The organism is Rhodococcus sp. DT1 (assembly GCF_049844875.1).
GTDB lineage: Bacteria > Actinomycetota > Actinomycetes > Mycobacteriales > Mycobacteriaceae > Rhodococcus.
The window spans coordinates 96,800-115,705 of the sequence record NZ_JBNCLW010000009.1 but is presented as its reverse complement, the minus strand read 5'-3'; the positions used below and the strand labels follow the sequence as shown (position 1 = coordinate 115,705).

At 65.7% G+C, this 18,906-nt stretch carries 15 protein-coding genes and 1 tRNA gene; 6 read left to right on the top strand and 10 right to left on the bottom strand.

Annotation, left to right across the window (positions count from 1 at the left end; all coding sequences use genetic code 11):
* Positions 1-22 precede the first annotated feature (22 nt).
* Together ACLQ3J_RS20700 and ACLQ3J_RS20695 are read left to right on the top strand one after the other, a co-directional pair.
* Positions 23-1,042 carry an ArsA-related P-loop ATPase gene (locus tag ACLQ3J_RS20700; protein WP_422423140.1) on the top strand — a complete coding sequence of 340 codons (1,020 nt, stop codon included), beginning with the start codon at positions 23-25 and terminating at the stop codon, positions 1,040-1,042.
* The gene (locus ACLQ3J_RS20695) at positions 1,039-2,175 is read left to right on the top strand and encodes an ArsA family ATPase (protein WP_169623060.1); all 1,137 of its coding nucleotides are present in this window, start codon (positions 1,039-1,041) and stop codon (positions 2,173-2,175) included. Before ACLQ3J_RS20700 ends, ACLQ3J_RS20695 begins: the two co-directional genes overlap by 4 nt.
* 20 nt (positions 2,176-2,195) lie before the next feature.
* Here the strand turns inward: ACLQ3J_RS20695 and ACLQ3J_RS20690 are convergent, their stop codons facing one another.
* Positions 2,196-2,513, bottom strand: a complete 318-nt coding sequence (locus ACLQ3J_RS20690; protein ID WP_425904282.1) for a WhiB family transcriptional regulator — start codon at positions 2,511-2,513, stop codon at positions 2,196-2,198.
* A gap of 289 nt (positions 2,514-2,802) precedes the next feature.
* Between ACLQ3J_RS20690 and ACLQ3J_RS20685 the strand changes: the two genes are divergently transcribed.
* Complete coding sequence (locus tag ACLQ3J_RS20685) at positions 2,803-5,229, top strand: transglycosylase domain-containing protein (protein WP_169622648.1); 2,427 nt, start codon at positions 2,803-2,805, stop codon at positions 5,227-5,229.
* 72 nt (positions 5,230-5,301) lie between these two features.
* Here the strand turns inward: ACLQ3J_RS20685 and ACLQ3J_RS20680 are convergent, their stop codons facing one another.
* Positions 5,302-5,778, bottom strand: coding sequence for a GatB/YqeY domain-containing protein (locus ACLQ3J_RS20680; protein WP_169622629.1), 477 nt, complete (start codon positions 5,776-5,778; stop codon positions 5,302-5,304).
* Positions 5,779-5,845: 67 nt separating this feature from the next.
* Here ACLQ3J_RS20680 and ACLQ3J_RS20675 point away from each other — a divergent pair, with 67 nt between their 5' ends.
* The 3 genes from ACLQ3J_RS20675 (at position 5,846) to ACLQ3J_RS20665 (ending at position 9,139) form a co-directional block, all read left to right on the top strand.
* A complete protein-coding gene (locus tag ACLQ3J_RS20675) occupies positions 5,846-6,799 on the top strand; it encodes a metallophosphoesterase (RefSeq protein WP_296549819.1) in 954 nt (317 codons plus the stop codon).
* A 54-nt stretch (positions 6,800-6,853) separates the two neighbouring features.
* Positions 6,854-6,927, top strand: a tRNA-Pro gene (locus ACLQ3J_RS20670).
* Between the two features lie 187 nt (positions 6,928-7,114).
* Positions 7,115-9,139: a TerD family protein gene (locus tag ACLQ3J_RS20665; RefSeq protein ID WP_422423138.1), complete on the top strand. Its 2,025-nt coding sequence runs from the start codon at positions 7,115-7,117 to the stop codon at positions 9,137-9,139.
* Between the two features lie 421 nt (positions 9,140-9,560).
* Here ACLQ3J_RS20665 and ACLQ3J_RS20660 read toward each other — a convergent pair whose 3' ends face one another.
* From ACLQ3J_RS20660 to ACLQ3J_RS20625, 8 genes are all read right to left on the bottom strand, one after another.
* Positions 9,561-11,234, bottom strand: coding sequence for a cholesterol oxidase substrate-binding domain-containing protein (locus ACLQ3J_RS20660; protein WP_425904296.1), 1,674 nt, complete (start codon positions 11,232-11,234; stop codon positions 9,561-9,563).
* Between the two features lie 225 nt (positions 11,235-11,459).
* Positions 11,460-12,269: a metal-dependent hydrolase gene (locus tag ACLQ3J_RS20655; RefSeq protein WP_169653026.1), complete on the bottom strand. Its 810-nt coding sequence runs from the start codon at positions 12,267-12,269 to the stop codon at positions 11,460-11,462.
* 142 nt (positions 12,270-12,411) lie between these two features.
* Positions 12,412-13,869, bottom strand: a complete 1,458-nt coding sequence (locus ACLQ3J_RS20650; protein WP_425904281.1) for a catalase — start codon at positions 13,867-13,869, stop codon at positions 12,412-12,414.
* 116 nt (positions 13,870-13,985) lie between these two features.
* Positions 13,986-14,405: a Fur family transcriptional regulator gene (locus tag ACLQ3J_RS20645; protein ID WP_206037334.1), complete on the bottom strand. Its 420-nt coding sequence runs from the start codon at positions 14,403-14,405 to the stop codon at positions 13,986-13,988.
* Between the two features lie 62 nt (positions 14,406-14,467).
* The gene (locus ACLQ3J_RS20640) at positions 14,468-15,085 is read right to left on the bottom strand and encodes a hypothetical protein (protein WP_425904280.1); all 618 of its coding nucleotides are present in this window, start codon (positions 15,083-15,085) and stop codon (positions 14,468-14,470) included.
* Positions 15,078-16,793, bottom strand: a complete 1,716-nt coding sequence (locus tag ACLQ3J_RS20635) for a GMC oxidoreductase (protein ID WP_425904279.1) — start codon at positions 16,791-16,793, stop codon at positions 15,078-15,080. Before ACLQ3J_RS20635 ends, ACLQ3J_RS20640 begins: the two co-directional genes overlap by 8 nt.
* The gene (locus tag ACLQ3J_RS20630) at positions 16,790-18,295 is read right to left on the bottom strand and encodes a flavin-containing monooxygenase (RefSeq protein WP_425904278.1); all 1,506 of its coding nucleotides are present in this window, start codon (positions 18,293-18,295) and stop codon (positions 16,790-16,792) included. The genes ACLQ3J_RS20635 and ACLQ3J_RS20630 overlap by 4 nt, the downstream gene beginning before the upstream one ends.
* On the bottom strand, positions 18,292-18,870 hold the full coding sequence (locus tag ACLQ3J_RS20625; RefSeq protein WP_422423132.1) for a TetR/AcrR family transcriptional regulator: 579 nt from the start codon (positions 18,868-18,870) through the stop codon (positions 18,292-18,294). The genes ACLQ3J_RS20630 and ACLQ3J_RS20625 overlap by 4 nt, the downstream gene beginning before the upstream one ends.
* Positions 18,871-18,906: the final 36 nt, after the last annotated feature.

The window sequence follows — 18,906 nt, the reverse complement described above, 5'->3', positions numbered from 1 at the left end:
CGAGCGCACGACTTATAGGCTCGTGGTCGTGGCAACACCGACATCTCATTCCGGCGAGTGGCCGGCCGGCGCCGCACAGGCGCGACTGCACTTCGTGTCCGGCAAGGGCGGTACCGGCAAATCGACGGTCGCGGGAGCGCTCGCGCTCGCGCTCGCCGCGGGCGGCCGCAAGGTCCTGCTCGTCGAGACGGAAGGCCGGCAGGGAATCGCGCAGTTGTTCGACGTTCCGCCGTTACCGCCGGTAGAGACGAAGATCGCCTCCGCCGAGGGCGGCGGAGTCGTCTCCGCGCTCGCCATCGACATCGAGGCGGCGTTCCTCGAATACCTCGACATGTTCTACAACCTGGGGTTCGCGGGCCGTGCGATGCGGCGGATCGGTGCCGTCGAGTTCGCGACCACCCTCGCACCGGGTCTGCGTGACGTGATTCTCACCGGCAAGATCAAGGAAACCGTGGTGCGCACCGACGCGTCGGGACGCCGCGTGTACGACGCGGTGGTGGTCGACGCGCCGCCCACGGGACGAATCAGCAGTTTCCTGGACGTCACCAAGGCCATGGCGGACCTCGCGAAGTCCGGCCCGATCCGGTCGCAGAGCGAAGGCGTGGTGCGACTGCTGCACTCCGACGAGACGGTCGTGCACCTTGTCACTCTGCTCGAGGCGCTACCCGTTCAGGAAACCGCGGACGCGGTCGAGGAATTGCAGGCAGCAGATCTGCGCCTGGGCACCGTGATCGTCAACCGCACCGCGCCCGAACATCTGCCCGAAAATCTCGTCGATGAATTTGCCGGCGGGCGGGTACCCGGAGAATCGATCCGCGCCGCGTTCGGCCGGGTCGGGGTGAAGCTCTCCGACGACGATTTTGCCGGGCTGCTCACCGAAGCCATCGAGCACGCTGCAACCTTGCAGGCACAGCAGGTCAGCGCCGCTCAACTCGACGACGTGAAGGTGGCGCGCATGTCCTTGCCCTCCATGGCCGACGGCATCGACCTCGGCGGCTTGTACGAGCTTGCCCAGGCACTGACCGAGCAGGGCGTCCGATGACCGGGAAGGCGCGCGTCGCCACTCCGCTCGATGTCGGCGGAATCCTGGCCGATCCGTCGTCGCGGGTGATCGTGTGCTGCGGATCCGGAGGCGTCGGGAAAACCACCACTGCTGCCGCGCTGGCGTTGCGCGCTGCCGAGAAGGGCCGCAGCGTGGTGGTCCTGACGATCGACCCGGCGCGTCGGCTCGCGCAGGCCCTCGGGGTGCAGAGTCTCGACAATTCGCCGCAGAAGGTGGAACTCCCGGCCGGATCCACCGGCGAATTGCACGCGATGATGCTCAACATGCGTCGCACGTTCGACGACATGGTCCTCGAGCATTCGACGCCCGACAAAGCCCAGCAGATTCTGGACAATCCCTTCTATCAGACCGTCGCGTCGTCGTTCTCCGGTACGCAGGAGTACATGGCGATGGAGAAGCTCGGACAGCTCGCGCAGAGCGACGAGTGGGATCTGATCGTCGTCGACACACCGCCGTCCCGGAATGCGCTCGACTTCCTCGACGCTCCGCAACGGCTCGGCGCGTTCCTCGACGGCCGGATGATCCGGATCTTCACCGCTCCCGGCCGGGGCATCGGGCGTCTGGTCACCGGAGCGATGGGCATCGCTCTCAAGGCCGTGTCGACGATCGTGGGCAGCCAGATGCTGTCGGACGCGTCCGCGTTCGTGCAGTCGCTCGATTCCATGTTCGGAGGGTTCCGCGAGCGCGCCAACCGGACCTATCAGCTGCTCCAGCAGCCCGGCACCCACTTCATGGTGGTGGCGTCCGCCGAACCGGACGCGCTCCGGGAGGCCTCCTACTTCGTCGAGCGGCTCGGTGAGGACCGGATGCCGCTCGCGGGCCTGGTGCTCAACCGAACGCATCCGACCCTGTCGAAGATGCCCCCGGACCATGCGCTGACCGCGGCCGACGCGCTTGCCGAGCAGGGCGGTGACGACGCGGAGGCTGCCGAAGCCGTCCTGCGTATCCACGCGCACCGCGCAGTCACAGCCAAGCGGGAACTACGTCTGCTGCGGAGTTTCACCGCCGCGAACCCGCGCGTGCCCGTGGTGGGCGTGCCCTCGTTGCCGTTCGAGGTGTCGGACCTCGAGGCGCTGAGGGCCGTGGCCGACCAGCTCACCCGCGAGGCCTGAACCTCTGCGGGTGGGCGGTGTCAGACCGCGTTCTGGTGGTGACGCTGCGCTGCGAAGAAGTCTGCCCAGGATTCGACCTCGGGGTGCTGCTTGAGAAGGGCTCGGCGCTGGCGCTCGGTCATGCCTCCCCAGACACCGAACTCCACTCGATTGTCGAGTGCGTCAACGCCGCACTGGAGCATCACAGGGCAATGTCGGCAGATGACCGCGGCTTTGCGCTGTGCAGCGCCTCGCACGAACAGTTCATCGGGATCGACTTCGCGGCACCGTGCCCGGGAAACCCAGGCAATGCGTGCTTCCGCTTGGTCGACGTCGAGCCGGGCCGTCGGGGTGGTCATGTGTGCATTCAGTTGCCCCTCTACTCTCCGAACACCGCTACGCGGTGTCCGATATTGCGTAGGAGTCGCGCCGTGGCGCTTCCCCTATAACGCAATCTCCCCTGTCAACGTGTTACCTGCATCACACTGATGTCTCAATCTAGGTAACCTGATGCCCGGGCGCAAGGCGAGGAAAACCTTTTCTGGTACGTACGTGCATAGCTGCACGTCGCGCGGCATGCCGCCGCCCTCAATACGACCGCGGAGGACGGCTGCCCGTACTGTGTACTTCGTGTCGATCCGAAGCACGGTGGCGAAGCTTGTTGGTTGTACCGCCCTCGGCGGCGTTCTCGTGGCAGGGATGCTGTTCCCGGCCGCAGGGGGATTCGGGTACGTCTCCAACCGCGCCGCCGACACCGTGGACAACAGTTCTGCCGAACTCGTGGAGGGTGTCGTCCCCGCGGTGACGACGATGGTGGACAACGCGGGCAACCCCATCGCCTGGCTGTACGAGCAGCGCAGGTTCGAGGTGCCCAGCGACCAGATCTCCAACGAGATGAAACTTGCGATCGTCTCGATCGAGGACAAGCGCTTCCCGGAGCACCGGGGTGTCGACTGGCAGGGCACGATGCGCGCGTTCCTCACCAACACCACGAGCGGTCAGGTCGAGCAGGGTGCATCGACGATCGACCAGCAGTACGTGAAGAACTACATGCTGCACGTCGTCGCCAAGACCGACGCCGAGCGCCGTGCCGCCATCGAAACCACTCCGGCTCGCAAGATCCGCGAGATCCGGATGGCGCTCACGCTCGACGAGAAGCTCACCAAGGACGAGATCCTCACCCGGTATCTCAACCTGGTGCCGTTCGGAAACGGTTCCTTCGGAATCCAGGACGCCGCGCAGACGTACTTCGGCATCGACGCCAAGGACCTGAACATCCCGCAGTCCGCGATGCTCGCCGGCATGGTGCAGTCCAGTTCCGCGCTGAACCCCTACACCAACTCCGAGGGCGTCCTCGAGCGTCGCAACATCGTTCTCGACACCATGATCGAGAACATCCCCGAGCGTGCCGCGGAGATCCGCGAAGCCAAGCAACTCCCCCTCGGTGTCCTCCCCGAACCCAACACGCTGCCTCGCGGTTGCATCTCCGCAGGTGATCGTGGCTTCTTCTGTGAATACGCGCTGCAGTACCTCGAGAACGCCGGGATCTCGCGCGAGCAGATCGACAAGGGCGGATACGTCATCCGCACCACGCTCGACCCCGAGGTCCAGTCGTCGGTGAAATCGTCGCTCGACAAGTTCACCAGCCCCACCGTCGACGACGTCGCCTCCGTGATGAATGTGATCGAACCCGGCCAGGACACGCACAAGGTCCTCGCGATGGGCTCGAGCCGCACGTACGGCCTCAACGGCGACAACAAGGAAACCGTCCAGCCGCAGCCGTACTCGCTCACCGGTCACGGTGCCGGGTCGATTTTCAAGGTCTTCACCGTCGCCGCGGCGATGGAGCGGGGCCTCGGCACGTCGGCAGTACTCGACGTCCCCAACCGGTACAACGCTCGCGGGCTCGGCGACGGTGGTGCCCGCGGTTGCCCGCCGAACTACTACTGCGTCGAGAACGCCGCCCCCTACCCGGCGAGCCTGTCGGTGAGCGACGCGCTCGCCCAGTCACCGAACACCGCGTTCGTGAAGCTGATCGAGGCCACCGGTGTCGAGTCCGTCGTCGACATCTCCGTGCGACTGGGCCTGCGCTCGTACCTGCAGCCCCGCACGTCCGGATTCGGCGACCAGTCGATGTCGGACATGCAGAAGGATCAGCACCTCGGGTCGTACACACTCGGGCCGACCTGGGTCAATCCACTCGAGCTGTCGAACGTGGCGGCAACTCTCGCGTCGCACGGCAAGTGGTGCCCCCCGTCGCCTATCGAGGGCGTCTTCGACCGCGAGGGCAAGCCTGTTCCGATCACCCAGGAGGCCTGCGAGCAGGTCGTCGAGCCCGGCCTGGCGGATACCCTCGCCAACGCACTGAGCAAGGACACCTCGGGCGGTGGCACGGCAGCGGGTGCTGCCGGTTCCGTGGGCTGGAACCTGCCCGTCTCGGCCAAGACAGGTACCACCGAGTCCCACATGTCGTCCGCATTCCTCGGCTTCACCAACCGGTACGCGGGCGTCGTCTACACCTACGGTGACTCCCCCACGCCCGGCCAGATCTGCTCCGGTCCCGTCCGGCCCTGCTACGACGGCAACCTCTTCGGCGGCACCGAGCCGGCGCGAACCTGGTTCTCCGCGATGCTGCCGGTGGCGACACGATTCGGCTCGATCGAACTTCCGCCGGTAGACCCGCGTTACGTGCGCGGTGCCGGCAACGCCCAGGTGCCCGACGTGGCGGGGCTCCCTCGTGAGCGCGCCACGCAGCAGCTTCAGGACGCCGGATTCTCGGTGACGGAGGCGACGGTGAAAGCCGAGCAGCGCGCCGGCACCGTGACGAGCAGTTCCCCCTCGGGTTCGGCCGTCCCGGGCAGCACGGTGACGATCTTCGTCAGTGACGGCTCGGTGCGCGCCGTGCCGTCGGCCAGTGCCACCCCTGCCCGGCCCGACGGCCGGGAGGTGCCCGACACCACCAGCCGTTCCACTCCGGCGCCTATTCCGGGCCGGGAACCGGAGCAATCCGAATCGTCGCCGCCGCCGGACGAAGATTCGTCGGCGACCACCACTCCGAGCAGACCCGACAACTGACCGGTCCCGATAGATCAGGGCGCGACCTCCACGAGGTCGCGCCCTGATTCTCTTCGGTGGAGTGGGCGAAAACTACAGCCGCGAACGGACCGCCGCCGAGAGCCGCTTGCCGTCTGCCTTCCCCGCGGCGATCGCCGTCGCAGCCTTCATGACCTGCCCCATGTTCTTGGGCCCGGGACGCTCACCGATCTCCTCGGCGACCTGCCCGATCGCGGTGTCGACGACGTCGACGAGTTCCGCGTCGGTCAACGGCGTCGGGAGGTATTCGTCGATGATCCGGCCCTCGGCATGCTCTTTGGCGGCGAGTTCACCGCGGCCGTTCTCCGTGTACACCTCGGCTGCTTCGCCGCGCTTTTTGGATTCGCGCGCCAGAACTTTGAGGATGTCCTCGTCGGAGAGTTCGCGAGCTTCCTTACCCGCCACCTCTTCGGTCTGGATCGCGGACAGCATCATGCGGATCGTCGCCGTGCGCAGCTTGTCCTTGTCCTTCATTGCCGCGGTGAGGTCCGCGCGCAGTGTGGATTTGAGCGAGGGAGTGGTGTCGGTCATGGAGGAAACGCTACGCCCGAGACCACGAACACGGCGCGCGGACCGATCGCGGCGGTACCCTGGACGAGTGCCTGATGTTTCTGCTCTTCGCCGCGTCGCAGTCGGCGCCGCCGGAGCTTCTGCCCTCGGCCTCGGCTACGCGACTCTGATCGAACGCAACGCCTTCACTTTGCGAGAGGTGACGGTCCCGGTGCTTGCACCGGGCGCATCGACCCTCCGCGTTCTCCAGATCAGCGACCTGCACATGATGCCCAACCAGCGTCTCAAGCAGAACTGGTTGCGCGAACTCGACTCGCTCGAGCCCGACCTGGTGGTCGACACCGGGGACAACCTGTCCCACCCGCGGTCGGTGCCGGCCGTGGTTCAGGCGCTCGGCGGTCTCCTCGCACGTCCCGGCCTGTTCGTGTTCGGGAGCAACGACTACTTCGGGCCGGTCCCGAAGAACCCGTTCGCCTACTTCGACAAGAACCACGACCGCGTCTACGGCGCGCCGCTGCCGTGGGGCGATCTGCGGGCCGCGTTCACCGAACGCGGCTGGCACGACATGACGCATGTGCGTCGCGACATCGAGGTGGGCGGCGTTCGTATCGCCGTCGCCGGAGTCGACGACCCGCACCTCGAGCGCGACCGGTACGAGACGATCGCCGGCCCGGCAGATCCGTCCGCCGACCTTCGCCTCGGTTTGACGCATTCCCCCGAGCCGCGCGTGCTGGATCGCTTCGCGGCCGACAACTACGACCTGGTGCTCGCCGGTCACACCCACGGCGGTCAGCTGTGCCTCCCGTTCGTCGGCGCGTTGGTCACCAACTGCGGTATCGACCGGTCGCGGGTGAAGGGCCCGTCCCGGTGGGGCTCGCACATGCAGCTGCACGTGTCCGCCGGCCTCGGCACGTCGCCGTTCGTCCCCGCACGGTTCTTCTGCCGTCCGGAGGCCACGCTGCTGACGCTCGTCCCGGCTCCGCGCGAGACCCGGCACCGGGATCTCGACAGCGCGGCCGAAAGCGCACGATCTCACCGCTGACCAGCAGATTTAACCTTCGCCCGAGTCGTGATGTAAGCTAGCCGAGGTTCATCACGGGGTGTGGCGCAGCTTGGTAGCGCGCTTCGTTCGGGACGAAGAGGTCGTGGGTTCGAATCCCGCCACCCCGACTCGTAGAAGGACTCATCAGGGCATCTTCTCTTCACGGAGAAGGTGCCCTGATTGCATTCCGCCGCACCTCTCCGGACGCAGTGGTGTCCCCCACGTGAGGGTGAAACACTTCGGGGCTCGTTTTCGATCTAAGCGCGAGTGAGCAAATCCGGGTGGTCCCACTCGGCGCGAGGAAAAGGACCGAAAGTGACATTCCCTGTTCTGTCCAAAGGACAAAACATCCCCCTGCCCGGAGACCTGTCTCAAATCGACGTGGTTATCGGGTGGACCGAATCGGAAATAGAGGTGGACGCATCAGCGCTCCTCCTTACCGCGGAGGGAAAGGTCCGGTCGGACGCGGATTTCGTCTTCTACAACCAGACGGAATCTTCGGACGGATCCGTCCGATTTCTGGGCACAAGTTCCACCGAAAGCGGCGCACAGGCCCGGATAGCGATCGACTTGACGACTGTACCCACCGACGTACAACGAATCGCGCTGGCCGGAAGCGTCCACACTGGCACGTTCGGCGACCTCGGCAAGCTGACCCTTCGGGTTGTCGACGGTGCGGGTCATGCGCTCGCGGAGTATGTCACCGCGGAGGCGAATACAGAATCGGCTTTTTTGTTCGGAGAGGTGTACCGCAGAAACAACGAATGGAAAGTACGGGCTGTAGGCCAAGGCTGGGACTCAGGACTCACCGGCCTCGCGCAGGACTTCGGTGTCGACGTCGACGAGGAGCCGGACACCGCTGACGCAGCCACACCCGACGCGAACGAGGAATCCCACCCCACCGAGACGTCCGCCGACTCGACCGCAGCCGTCGTCGTCGTCGAGGTCGCCACACTCGAAGAAGGCCGTGCCCGCAAAACTTCCGACTCGGGGGTGCGCACCTCCAAACGCGTCGCCAAGCGGACCAAACCGATCGAATTCACCCTCGCCGAGCAGGAGAGTTGGCAACCTGCACGGTTGTTCTCCGTGGCGGGTATCGGGGCAGGGGAAGAACAGGAACGTCGCGCAACATCTGCGCTCGTCGCCACCATGCAGGCGGTGCCTGTGTTTGCACGCGCTATCTGTTCTCGCGTAGGTGCGCCCGCCGGAGCGTTCGAGGGGTACCTCGAAGTTCCCTACGAGCGCGGCGAATCCCGAGTCATCCCCGACGCTGTACTCAAGGTGTCCCGAGGTTCTCGCCTGTGGACCGGGCTCCTGGAAGTCAAGACCGGGAGCGGCAAGCTCAAGCGAGAGCAACTCGAGAACTATCTCGATGTCGCTCGGCGAAAGAAGTACGACGTGGTGATCAGCCTGTCGAACGACATTCCCGCCAGCGCAGGAGAGCTGCCCGTCGAGGTCGATCGACGCAAACTCGCCAAGGTTGCGCTGCGACACCTGTCTTGGTCCGAGGTTGCTCACGAGGCTCGAATGCTTCTCTCCCACGGGAGTATCGAGAACCCGCTGCAGGACTGGATCTTGCGTGAATTCCTCCGTTACCTCGACCACCCCCGCAGCGGCGCCGCCGAGTTCGTAGATATGGGACGGCACTGGGTCGCCGTACGCGATGCCGTCGCCGCTGGAACCCTGCGGGCAGGTGACTCCAAAGCCCGAATAGTCTCCGGCACCTGGGTGGCGCTCGCGCGCCATCTCGCGCTCCGATTCACGGCCGAACTCGGAGTAACGGTCAAGCACATTCTGCCGCGACGTTTCAGCAACGATCCGGATGCGCGCAATTCCTACCTTGCCGACCGCCTCGCCACTGACGGAACTTTCGAGGCGGTCTTGCGGATACCGGAGACAGCGGGTGACCTCGTGGTACTGGCGGATATTCGGACCAACAAGATTCAATGCCGGATAAGTGTCGCCGCTCCGGATGAAGGAACTTCGACACGACGCGTGTCATGGCTGGTCAAACAGATCAAAGACGCGCCTGGGAACGTTCGGGTCGAAGCGGTTTTCGCTGAGCGAGGCAACGAAGCATGCGAGCATCTGGATACGATTCGGACGAATGCGAAGACTCTCATCGAGGGCCGCACCGGCGAAATTGTCTCCTTCACACTCGAGCAGTCGTTTCCGATGGGTAGCCGTCGGTCGGGAACAGCTGCAGGGTTCATCAACAGCGTCACCTCGTCTGCCGAGGCGTTCTATCGCGACGTGGTGCAGCCGCTCCGTGTGTGGGTGCCGGCCGCACCCCATCAAGCCGAACTGGTGACCCCCGACGAGGGAGCAGACGTGGAGTGATCCCCCGTCCAGCTGCTGCAAACGTCCCACGCTGACTGCACAGCGCAGGGAAGCAAACGAAGCTTCCTCCGGCCGCCCCACCCGGGAATAACAGTCTAGAAGTCTCTTTTAATGGCTGTTTTAGGACCAGAATCCTGTAATCTGGGTGGTGGCACGTTGGCGTGGCGCCGCTGGCAGACGGGCAGGAACGGAGTCGCCGAGTCTGGCGCGGATACGGTTCCCAGTTCGGGGAAAAGCGAGCAGCACCCTCGCCGTGTTGGTCGCCGCAGGAGTGCCCGTCTACGTCTCGCCGCAGGTCAAGATCATGGGCCTGCACCCGGAGCGCCGCGCGGACGCGGTTTTCGTGCCCGGCGGCGGCGCCTACGAGCGTTATCCCTATGTTCTCGAGCTCGCACTGCCGGATTTCGCACCCCGGGTGAGGTCAGGGCAGCAGACGGTCGAGGAAGTCGTTGCTGAACACGCGATGGGGGTCGTGGCGATCGAACGCTGCCAGGGCGGCGTCCCAGCCCTCGTCGGACGACAAGCCCTCGCGATACATCGCGGGGATGGTGCCGCCGAGGAAACCGGCGTCGCGGTACCCGCCCTCGTTGTCGAAGGCCCATCCCTTCGACCATTCGGATCGGAAGGTCGCGTAGTCGCCCGAGTAGCGGTCGGCCATCCACTGTTCCATCTCGCGGAAGAAGGCGGACAGTCCCGCGGTGCCCGGAATCGACACGACGTTCATCCAGATCGCGGTGTCCCAGTCCGGGCGGTCGGGCCGGGGACGTACCGGTGAAAGATTCGGAGCCCCTGCCGAATCGGTGAGGACCTCGGATTGGTCGTCGACACGGCACAACCGGACTTCGAACGGCATGTTGACCGGATACTGCCCCAGCGACGCGTAGTACGTCATCCGCTCGTGCAGCCACGTCGTGAATTCGTGGATGACCTGCGCGATGTTCTCGCGCCGGGTCACCACCACGCCTCCACCCGCGACGACCCGCAACGTGGTGGCCCGAAGGTAGAACATCAGGTCTTTCGACCATCCCCACAGATCGTGGGTGTCGGTGGCCACGAGTCCGGCTGCGACCGCGCCGAACTGAGAGGCACCGAACGCGGGAGTGATGGCCTGGTTGCCGCTCGCCACCTGAGCGAGCGCATCGGTCACCGGTTCGGGGATGGAGTCGGAGAACACGTAGGGATAGGGGCCGAAGACCTCACGCGACTCTGCCGGTTTCTCCGGACTGACCGACCAGGTCTTGAGCCAGGGCGTCTCCGTGAACGGAAACCAGATCGCTTCGACGCGTCCGTGTTGTTCGACGTAGCTTTCGAACGTGCGGCCCGGCGCACCGGGCGGGGCGAAGAGTTCGCGCCACGGCACGTCGGTGGAACTCTGGCAGCGCACCCGGTAGTTCGCGCCGGCCTGCAACGTGACCGAGGTGACGAAGGTTCGTCCGAGGTGCGCGAGCAGGGGCGTGATTTCGGCTTCGGAGCGACGGAACTCGCGCAGTTCGTAGGACCCTGCGGCGTCGTTCCATACGACAGCGGTGAGGGCAAGCACGAGGTTCGACAGCGACCCGAACGACTGGCCGGGAACGACCGCCTCACCGGCGGCCGGGTACGTGGAGCCGTGTGCTCCGATCGACAGGGCACCGGCAATCGAGATGTCCCCGATGGCCGGGGAATTCGCCCAGCCGAGCCCCTCCTGCTGGAGGGCGCTCAGGATGGCTTCGATGCTCGCGCCGGCGTCGGCGGTGACCGTCGCCGGATAGCCGGAGGGATCGACCGATACAGAATTCAGTTGTGACATGGTGTCCACCAGGACGACCTTCTCGACGTCCTGCCCGGCTTCGAGGGTGAGGGGGCTCCAGCTGTGCATGGAGCCGCGCGGCCGAATCCGGAAGCCGTGGGTCCGCGCCCAGTCGGCCAGCCGCACGATGTCCTGGGCGTCACGGGCCGTCGCGGTCCACACTGCGTCGAATTCGATCGTCTTCGCCCAGTTGACGAATCGCTGCTGCGCGAGCGGAATGTCCGCGGGGAAGTTCGGGGGCGCCGCGATGGTCGCGGCCGGATCGCCGAGTGGCACAGCACCCGCGCGGCTCCACCCTGTACCCATCACGAGCGCGGCGCCGGCCGCGGCACCGAGAAGACCACGGCGACTGAGGATGGGGCCAGAGGCGCGAATGCTCACGGTGGCGAGCTCCGTTCTGTCGGGACGAGCCGGGCTATGGCCTAAAAATAGAACAAGTTCTCTTTTTAGGCCATAGCCCGGCAGGCCGACAGTCCCCAGAGTTCGGACCCGCCCGGGTACGAGGCGGCGCTACCTCGTCAGGACGCGAGGCTAGAACGCGAGACCGGAAGCCTCGAGGGTCTCCATGATGTACTCGGGAGCACCGTCGATGGACCACACGGCAAAAGCCACGGTCGCGAGGGTCAGTGCGGGACCGAGGATCCCCATTTCGAACGGCCCTCCGGCCCTGATCGCGATCATCTTCGGGAGTTTGATCTCCCACCATCGGGAACCTCTCCACGGGACGAACGGTGCAAGGAAGGGAATCCCCTCCTTCGTGATGGCGTCGCCGATACAGTGCGTCACGCATCCCAGCGCCACCGCGACACCGAGCCCGGTCGACCCCACCTCCCCCGGGAACCATCGCCACGTGAGGATCGACAGCACCGCCGCGACAGCCGTGACGGTGAACCACCCGTTCTTCTTCGCCCAGTTACCGAACAACCCCCGCAATGCCAGGCCCAGGGTCACAAAGAGGACCGCGATGACTGCTGCCCGGTCGAATCGCGCGACGAGCAGGGACACCCCCGTACCGAGCAGAGCAGCGAACAGCGCGGTGTGGGTCATCGTGCGGTGGCCCCCACGACGCTTTCCGTCGCGCCGGCCCTTGGTGATCGAGTAGTACCCCAGCGACACCTTGTCGATCCCTCGCGCCGCGACCTGACTGATCGGGCCGAACGAACGCGACACGGTCGATTGCGCCGTGTCGAGGTCGGGTAACAGTGCTGCGCCGGAACAGACGGCCGCGAACGCGAAGGCCTCGGCCGTCGAGGTCGGCCCGCCCCATTCGCGGGGAAGCACATCGGCGACGATGAGGCCGACGAGCGCCCCTGACACTGCATGGGTTGGGCCCATCACCATCTCGCACAACACCTTTCGACGCACGGAATCGAGTCCGGCCCCGGTGGACGAGCCACCGGGGCCGGACTATCAACCTAGCAATCACACCCGACCCACCCGTCACACGGATGTTCGAATGCGCCGAAAGGCAGACGAGGAGCGCTTACGCTCCCGCGCGCACGCCTTCCTCGACCTTCTTGCCGAGTTCCGCGTCGACGTTGCGCCAGTATTCGAAGATGCGCTCGTAGAGTGCCTCCGAGGTCCCGCCCAGCACGTGGCCGATGATGTTGTTCGCCAGCCGGTCGCGCGCCGCGTCGTCCAGAACCTCGCGGACGAGGATGCCGGCCTGAACGAAGTCACCGTCTTCCGGGTGTTCGATGTATCCGGCGCGCACCGCTTCGGTACCGAACGTCCACAGCCCGTCGTCGCCGGCACGCTCGGGATCGGCGTGCGGCCCACCGAAACTGTTCGGCGCGTACACCGGCGTGTCCGGGTCGTTGAACCGGTACGTCATGGTGCCGTCCTGCGAGTAGGAGTCGACGGTGTTCTTCGGTGCATTCACCGGAAGCTGGGCGTGGTTGGCGCCGATCCGGTAGCGATGCGCATCGGCATAGGAGAACACGCGGCCGAGCAGCATCTTGTCGGGCGACAACCCGATTCCGGGAACGACGTTCGAGGGCGCGAACGCCGCCTGCTCGATTTCGGCAAAGAAATTGCGCGGGTTGCGGTTCAAGGTCCAGGTGCCGACCTTGACGAGCGGGTAGTCCTTCTGCGACCAGACCTTGGTGACATCGAACGGGTTGAAACGGTAGGTCTCCGCCTCGGCGACCGGCATGATCTGCACGTGCAGCGTCCAGCTGGGGAAGACGCCCCGCTCGATCGCGTTGTACAGGTCGGCCCGGTGGAAGTCCGGATCGGTGCCGGCAAGGGTGTCGGCTTCCGCCTGGGTCAGGAACTCGATGCCCTGATCGGTCTTGAAGTGGTACTTCACCCAGAACCGCTCACCGGCGGCGTTGATCCACTGGTACGTGTGCGAACCGAAACCGTCCATGTTCCGCCACGAGCGCGGGATGCCGCGGTCGCCCATGAGCCAGGTCACCTGATGTGCCGACTCCGGGCGCAGGGTCCAGAAGTCCCACTGCATCGTGTGGTCGCGGAGACCCGAGCCACGCAACCGCTTCTGGGAGTGGATGAAGTCCGGGAACTTGATCGGATCCTTGATGAAGAAGACCGGGGTGTTGTTACCGACGATGTCGTAGTTGCCGTCTTCGGTGTAGAACTTCACGGCGAAACCGCGGGGGTCACGCCAGGTGTCGGGACTGCCCTGCTCGCCCGCAACCGTGGAAAAGCGCACGAGCGACTCGGTTTTCGCACCCGGCTGGAAGAGTGCGGCCTTGGTGTACGCGGAAACGTCTTCCGTAACCACCAGTTCGCCGAATGCTCCGCCGCCCTTGGCGTGCACGACACGCTCCGGCACGCGCTCACGGTTGAAGTGTGCGAGCTTTTCGATCAGGTAGTGATCGTGCAGCAGAATCGGCCCTTGGGTTCCCGCAGTGAGCGATTCGTTGTCGCTGGCGACGGGAATACCGACGTCGTTGGTGGTGAACCGGGTGTTCGACATATCAGTGTCCTCCGAATTGCATGCCCGGATTTCGGGTGTGCGTGATCGGCACGGGCCGCGAGAAGCGAGTCCGTGCTGGTGAAGCGATGAAAGATGAGCGGGGATTCAGGGGCCGGCTAGCGGCAGTTCGCGCACAGCCCCCAGAAGGTGACCTCTGCTTCGTCGACGACGAAACCGTGGTCGTCGGATGGGGTCAGGCACGGCGCCGCGCCGACGACGCAGTCGATGTCGACCACCGAACCGCAGTTCCTGCAGACGAGGTGGTGGTGGTTGTCGCCGATGCGCGTCTCGTACCGGGCCGCCGATCCGGCAGGTTCGATTCGCCGGAGCAGTCCGGCACCCACGCACGCCTTGAGAACGTCGTATACAGCCTGGGTGGACACGGATCCGAGAGTCTCCCGCACTCGGGCAGCGATGTGGTCGGCATCCGAATGAGGATGCTCGGCAACCGTTCCCAGCACGGCAACTCGCGGAGCCGTCACCCGCAGGCCCGCGGAACGCAGTTGTTCCGTGGGGTCGAAGTGGTGCCCGTCCATTCGTTGCATGGGACCCAGTATGCCCCTTTTCTGGAATTAGTCAAGAAAAGGGGCATACTGGTCTACTTCGCAGGTCCGGTGCTCATCTGTCCGGAGGTGATGACGATGCCGTGGTGGGTTCCCGGACGCAGCCAGCGGCTCAGCGTCGGCCCTTCCGCCTCCACCCCGACACGTGCGTACCGGAACTTGCCCCGCAGTCGTGCGGTCGCGCGAGAGATCGAACCGTCGTCACCGGGCTGTGCGAAGGTGAGGCCACCGATGATCGGCAGTTCCGGGCCGCGCGGGCGAGCCGAGGTCGCGACCTTCCATCCGCCCCCGGCTGCGGAGAAGTCGCCGAGCACATCGCCCGAGAACGTCGCCAGCACCTTCGGCAGTCGCCAGTGCGCCCGGCCGCCGTGCACCGACGGTTCGGAATCGACCGCGATGAACGGCACCGCCATCGCCGGGATCAGTCCCCGTCGTAACACCGGGCTGGCCAGTATCTCGCGATAGGGCCCCACCGGGGAATCCAGGTAGTCGACCATCATCGCGAACGTGATCGGGAGAGTCGGGCCCTCGGGCCCGTATTCCGCGGCGACAGGCGTACTGCGGTGCCACCACAACGTCGCCCGCACCGCTGCCGGCCACGGCGGTGGCGGCGACGTCGGCCATTCGGTGCGCTCGTCTGCGCTCTCAGGCACTTTCCACAGCACGGTCTGCGTCCTTTCGTCGAATCGGATGGATCGGGAGCCGGAGCGCAGCAGGAGCGCCGGCAGGGACCGTCGGTTTCACGGGAGGAACCGCGGTCACCGGTTCGTAGGGTGCGCCGAGTGGAGGCCGGGTGTCGTTCGCGCCCTTGTTCGGCCACAACGCCATCGCCCGCTCGGCCTGCGCGGTGATCGTCAGCGACGGGTTGACCCCGAGGTTGGCACTGACGACAGATCCGTCGACGACGTGCAGACCGTCGTGCCCGTAGACACGCAGGTACGGGTCGACGACGCCGCGTTCGGGAGAATCACCGATCGCACAGCCGCCGAGGAAGTGCGCCGTCATCGGGATGTTGACCAGGTCGACGATCGAACCGCCCGGGTCGCCTCCGATCTTCTGCGCGATGCGGCGGATCGCGTCGTGCCCGACCGGAATCCACTCCGGAGGCCGCTCCCCCGGTCCCGGCTTGCTGGTCAGCCCGCGACCGAGCGGGGTGCGCCTGGTCTTCAGTTCGAGGGAGTTGTCGTCCGTCTGCATCACCAGCGCGATCACGGTACGTTCCGACCAGTTCCGCACGGACAGATTCCGCAGGAACGCACCCGGATTCCGGGCCGCGACACCGAAGAATTTCACCAGGCGGGGCACCCGGCCGCCACCGTCGACGAGCATCGCCTGGATCATCCCGATGAGATTGCTTCCCTTGCCGTACCGCACCGGTTCGATGTGGGTGTGATCGTCGGGATGGAACGACGACGTGATCGCCACACCGCCGGTGTAGTCCACGTCGCGATTCCGGGCGGTCGCCGCGAGTACCGCCTCGGAGTTGGTACGCACGACCGTTCCGAGGGTGCTCGACAGGTTGGGCAGATCCCCGGTCTCGCGGCTCGCGAGCAGCAGGCGTGCGGTTCCGTAGGTGCCGGCGGCGACGACCACGTGGTCGGCGGTGAACACGGTGCGGCGCTTACGAATGCCGTCGGTGCTCCGGGTGTGGACCTCGTAGCCACCACCGGGGCGGGGAACCACCCGGGTCACCGTGGTCAGTGCATGGATCACTGCGCCCGCGCGTTCCGCGAGGTACAGGTAGTTCTTCACCAGGGTGTTCTTTGCTCCGACCCGGCATCCGGTCATGCAGCTTCCGCATTCGGTGCAGCCGGTGCGCTCGGGTCCGGCACCTCCGAAGTAGGGATCCGCCACGGTCTTGCCGGGCTCGTCGAAGAACACGCCCACCGGCGTGGTCACGAAGGTCTCGCCGGCGCCCATCTCCTCGGCGACCTCGCGCATCACCTTGTCGGCGGGAGAGGTGGTGGGGTTCGGGCGCACGCCCAGCATCCGGGCGGCCTGATCGTAGTACGGGGAGAGCTCGGCCTCCCAGTCGTCGATGTGTCCCCACTGAGGGTCCCGGAAGAAGGGTGTGGGCGGCTTGTACAGCGTGTTCGCATAATTGAGCGAGCCGCCGCCGACGCCTGCCCCGGCCATCACCAGGACGTCGGGAAGCAGGTGCATGCGCTGCACTCCGTAACACCCCAGCGCCGGGGCCCACAGGTACTTGCGCAGCCGCCAGCTGGTCTTCGGCAGATCCTCGTCCGAGAAGCGACGGCCCGCTTCGAGAACGCCTACCTTGTAGCCTTTTTCGGTCAGGCGTAACGCGGCGACACTGCCCCCGAAACCGGAGCCGATCACGAGAACGTCGAAGTGGGTCATGCTGTTGCTCCTGCCGCGGCGGTCCGCTGCGTGTAGTTCTCGAGATCGAACTGCTTGGTGCGCGCACGGTAATGCCAGGTGAACGTCGGCCACATCACGGAGTTGCGGCCCTTCTCGTCGATGTACCAGCTGCTGCAACCTCCGGCGTTCCAGACCGTCCCCTCGAGGATCGGATCGAGTTCGTCGGTGTAGCGGCGCTGCGCGTCCCCGGTCACTTCGAGGGCGGTGATCCCGCGGGATCGCATGGTGCGCAATGCGTCGGCGATATATGCGGCCTGCGATTCGAGCATGTACACGATCGAGCTGTGTCCGAGGTTGGTGTTGGGTCCGTAGACGAGAAACAGGTTGGGGAACCCGTGTACCGAGATTCCCAGGTGGGCCGCGGGGCTTCCGTCCCACGTCTCGGCGAGTGTGCGACCGTCGGTTCCGCGGATGTGGTGGGCGACGGGAGGTTCGGTCGGCGTGAAGCCGGTACCGAAGATGATGGTGTCCACCGGGTACTCGTTGCCGTCCTTGTCGACGACGCCGTTCTCCGTCACCGCGGTGAGCCCGGACGACACCACGCTCACATCGGACCGCGTGATGGTGGGGAACCACTCGTTGGACAGCAGGATCCGCTTGCAGGTGATCGCGAAATCGGGCGTGAGCCGCTCGCGCAGCGTCGGGTCCTGCACCTGCTTGCGGAGTACCTGCCGGGCGCGGCGCTCGAACAACGGCAGGAGGTATTTGCGGGCGAACGGCTTCGTCATGCCCACGACATAGATTTCCTTCTGCCCGTATACGGCGCCCCGCATGAGCTTCTGGGTGAAGGGGAAGCGGCGGTACAACGACCGGACCGAGCGCGCGATGGCGTGGTCGTGCTTGGGCATGACCCACGACGCGGTGCGCTGGAACAGGGTGAGGTGGGCGACGCGGTCGACGATCGCGGGAACGAACTGGATGGCCGATGCCCCGGTGCCGATCACCGCGACGCGTTCACCGGTGAGATCGTGGTCGTGGTCCCATTCGGCGGAGTGGAAGGTCTTGCCCCGGAACATCTCGAGTCCGGGAACCTTCGGGTAGGTGGGGGTCGAGAGGGCGCCGGTTGCGGCGACGAGCACGTCTGCGGTGAGGTCACCGCGGGACGTCGACACCGACCACACTGCGCGGGCGGCGTCCCACTGTGCCTCCCGCAGTTCACATCCGAACATCGTGCGCTGGGTGACACCCTCGTCACGAGCAACGCGCCGGAGGTAGGCGTAGATCTCTTCCTGGGTGCCGTGGGCACGCGACCAATCGGGTTCGGGCGCGAAGGAGAACGAGTACAGCGCGCTCGGGACGTCGCATGCGGCGCCGGGGTAGGTGTTGACCCGCCACGTACCGCCTACGTCGTCTCCCCTTTCGAGGACGAGAACATCTGCGGTCGGATCCTGGCGCAGCAAGGTTGCGGCCATTCCGATTCCGCCGAAGCCGGCGCCCACGACAAGGGTGTGCACGTGGTCGGGGAGCATCGCGAGACTCATTTCGACACCAGGGCCTTCCAGACCGGGAGGAGACGCTCCCGGAACTCTCGATCGGATTCAGGGGTACGCATCAGGGCGGAGACGGCAACACCTCGCGCCAGCTCTATGGCGAGGTCGATGATGTCGGGACTCACCCGGTCGCCCATGATTTCGAGGCAACCGGTGCGCAGCGCGTCGGACACCTTACGTTCCAGCGGGATCATCGCCGCGTGGAGCGACGGATCCGTCCGGGCCGCGACCCACAGTTCGAGTGCCGCGTCGAACAAGGGTCCGGAGAACGCGTCGAACAATGCCTCGAATCCGTACTCCGGGTCGGGGTCGGATTCGAGGATCTCTTGCAGCCGCTTTTCCACCAGATGCTCGATCGCCGCCACGACCAGCGATTCCTTGGTGGGAAAGTGGTGTAACTGTGCGCCACGGGAGACACCGGCACGGGTGGCGATGCCCTGTGTACTGATGCCCGCATATCCCTGCTCGACGAGGGATTCCACGGTTGCGTCGAGCAATTTCGCGCGAGTGGCCGCTGTTCGTTGCGCCTGAGTTCGTGTGGCGCCGGGCACAGTGTCGTGGATCACGCTACGGATCGTAACGGTAAACCAACAAACAATCCA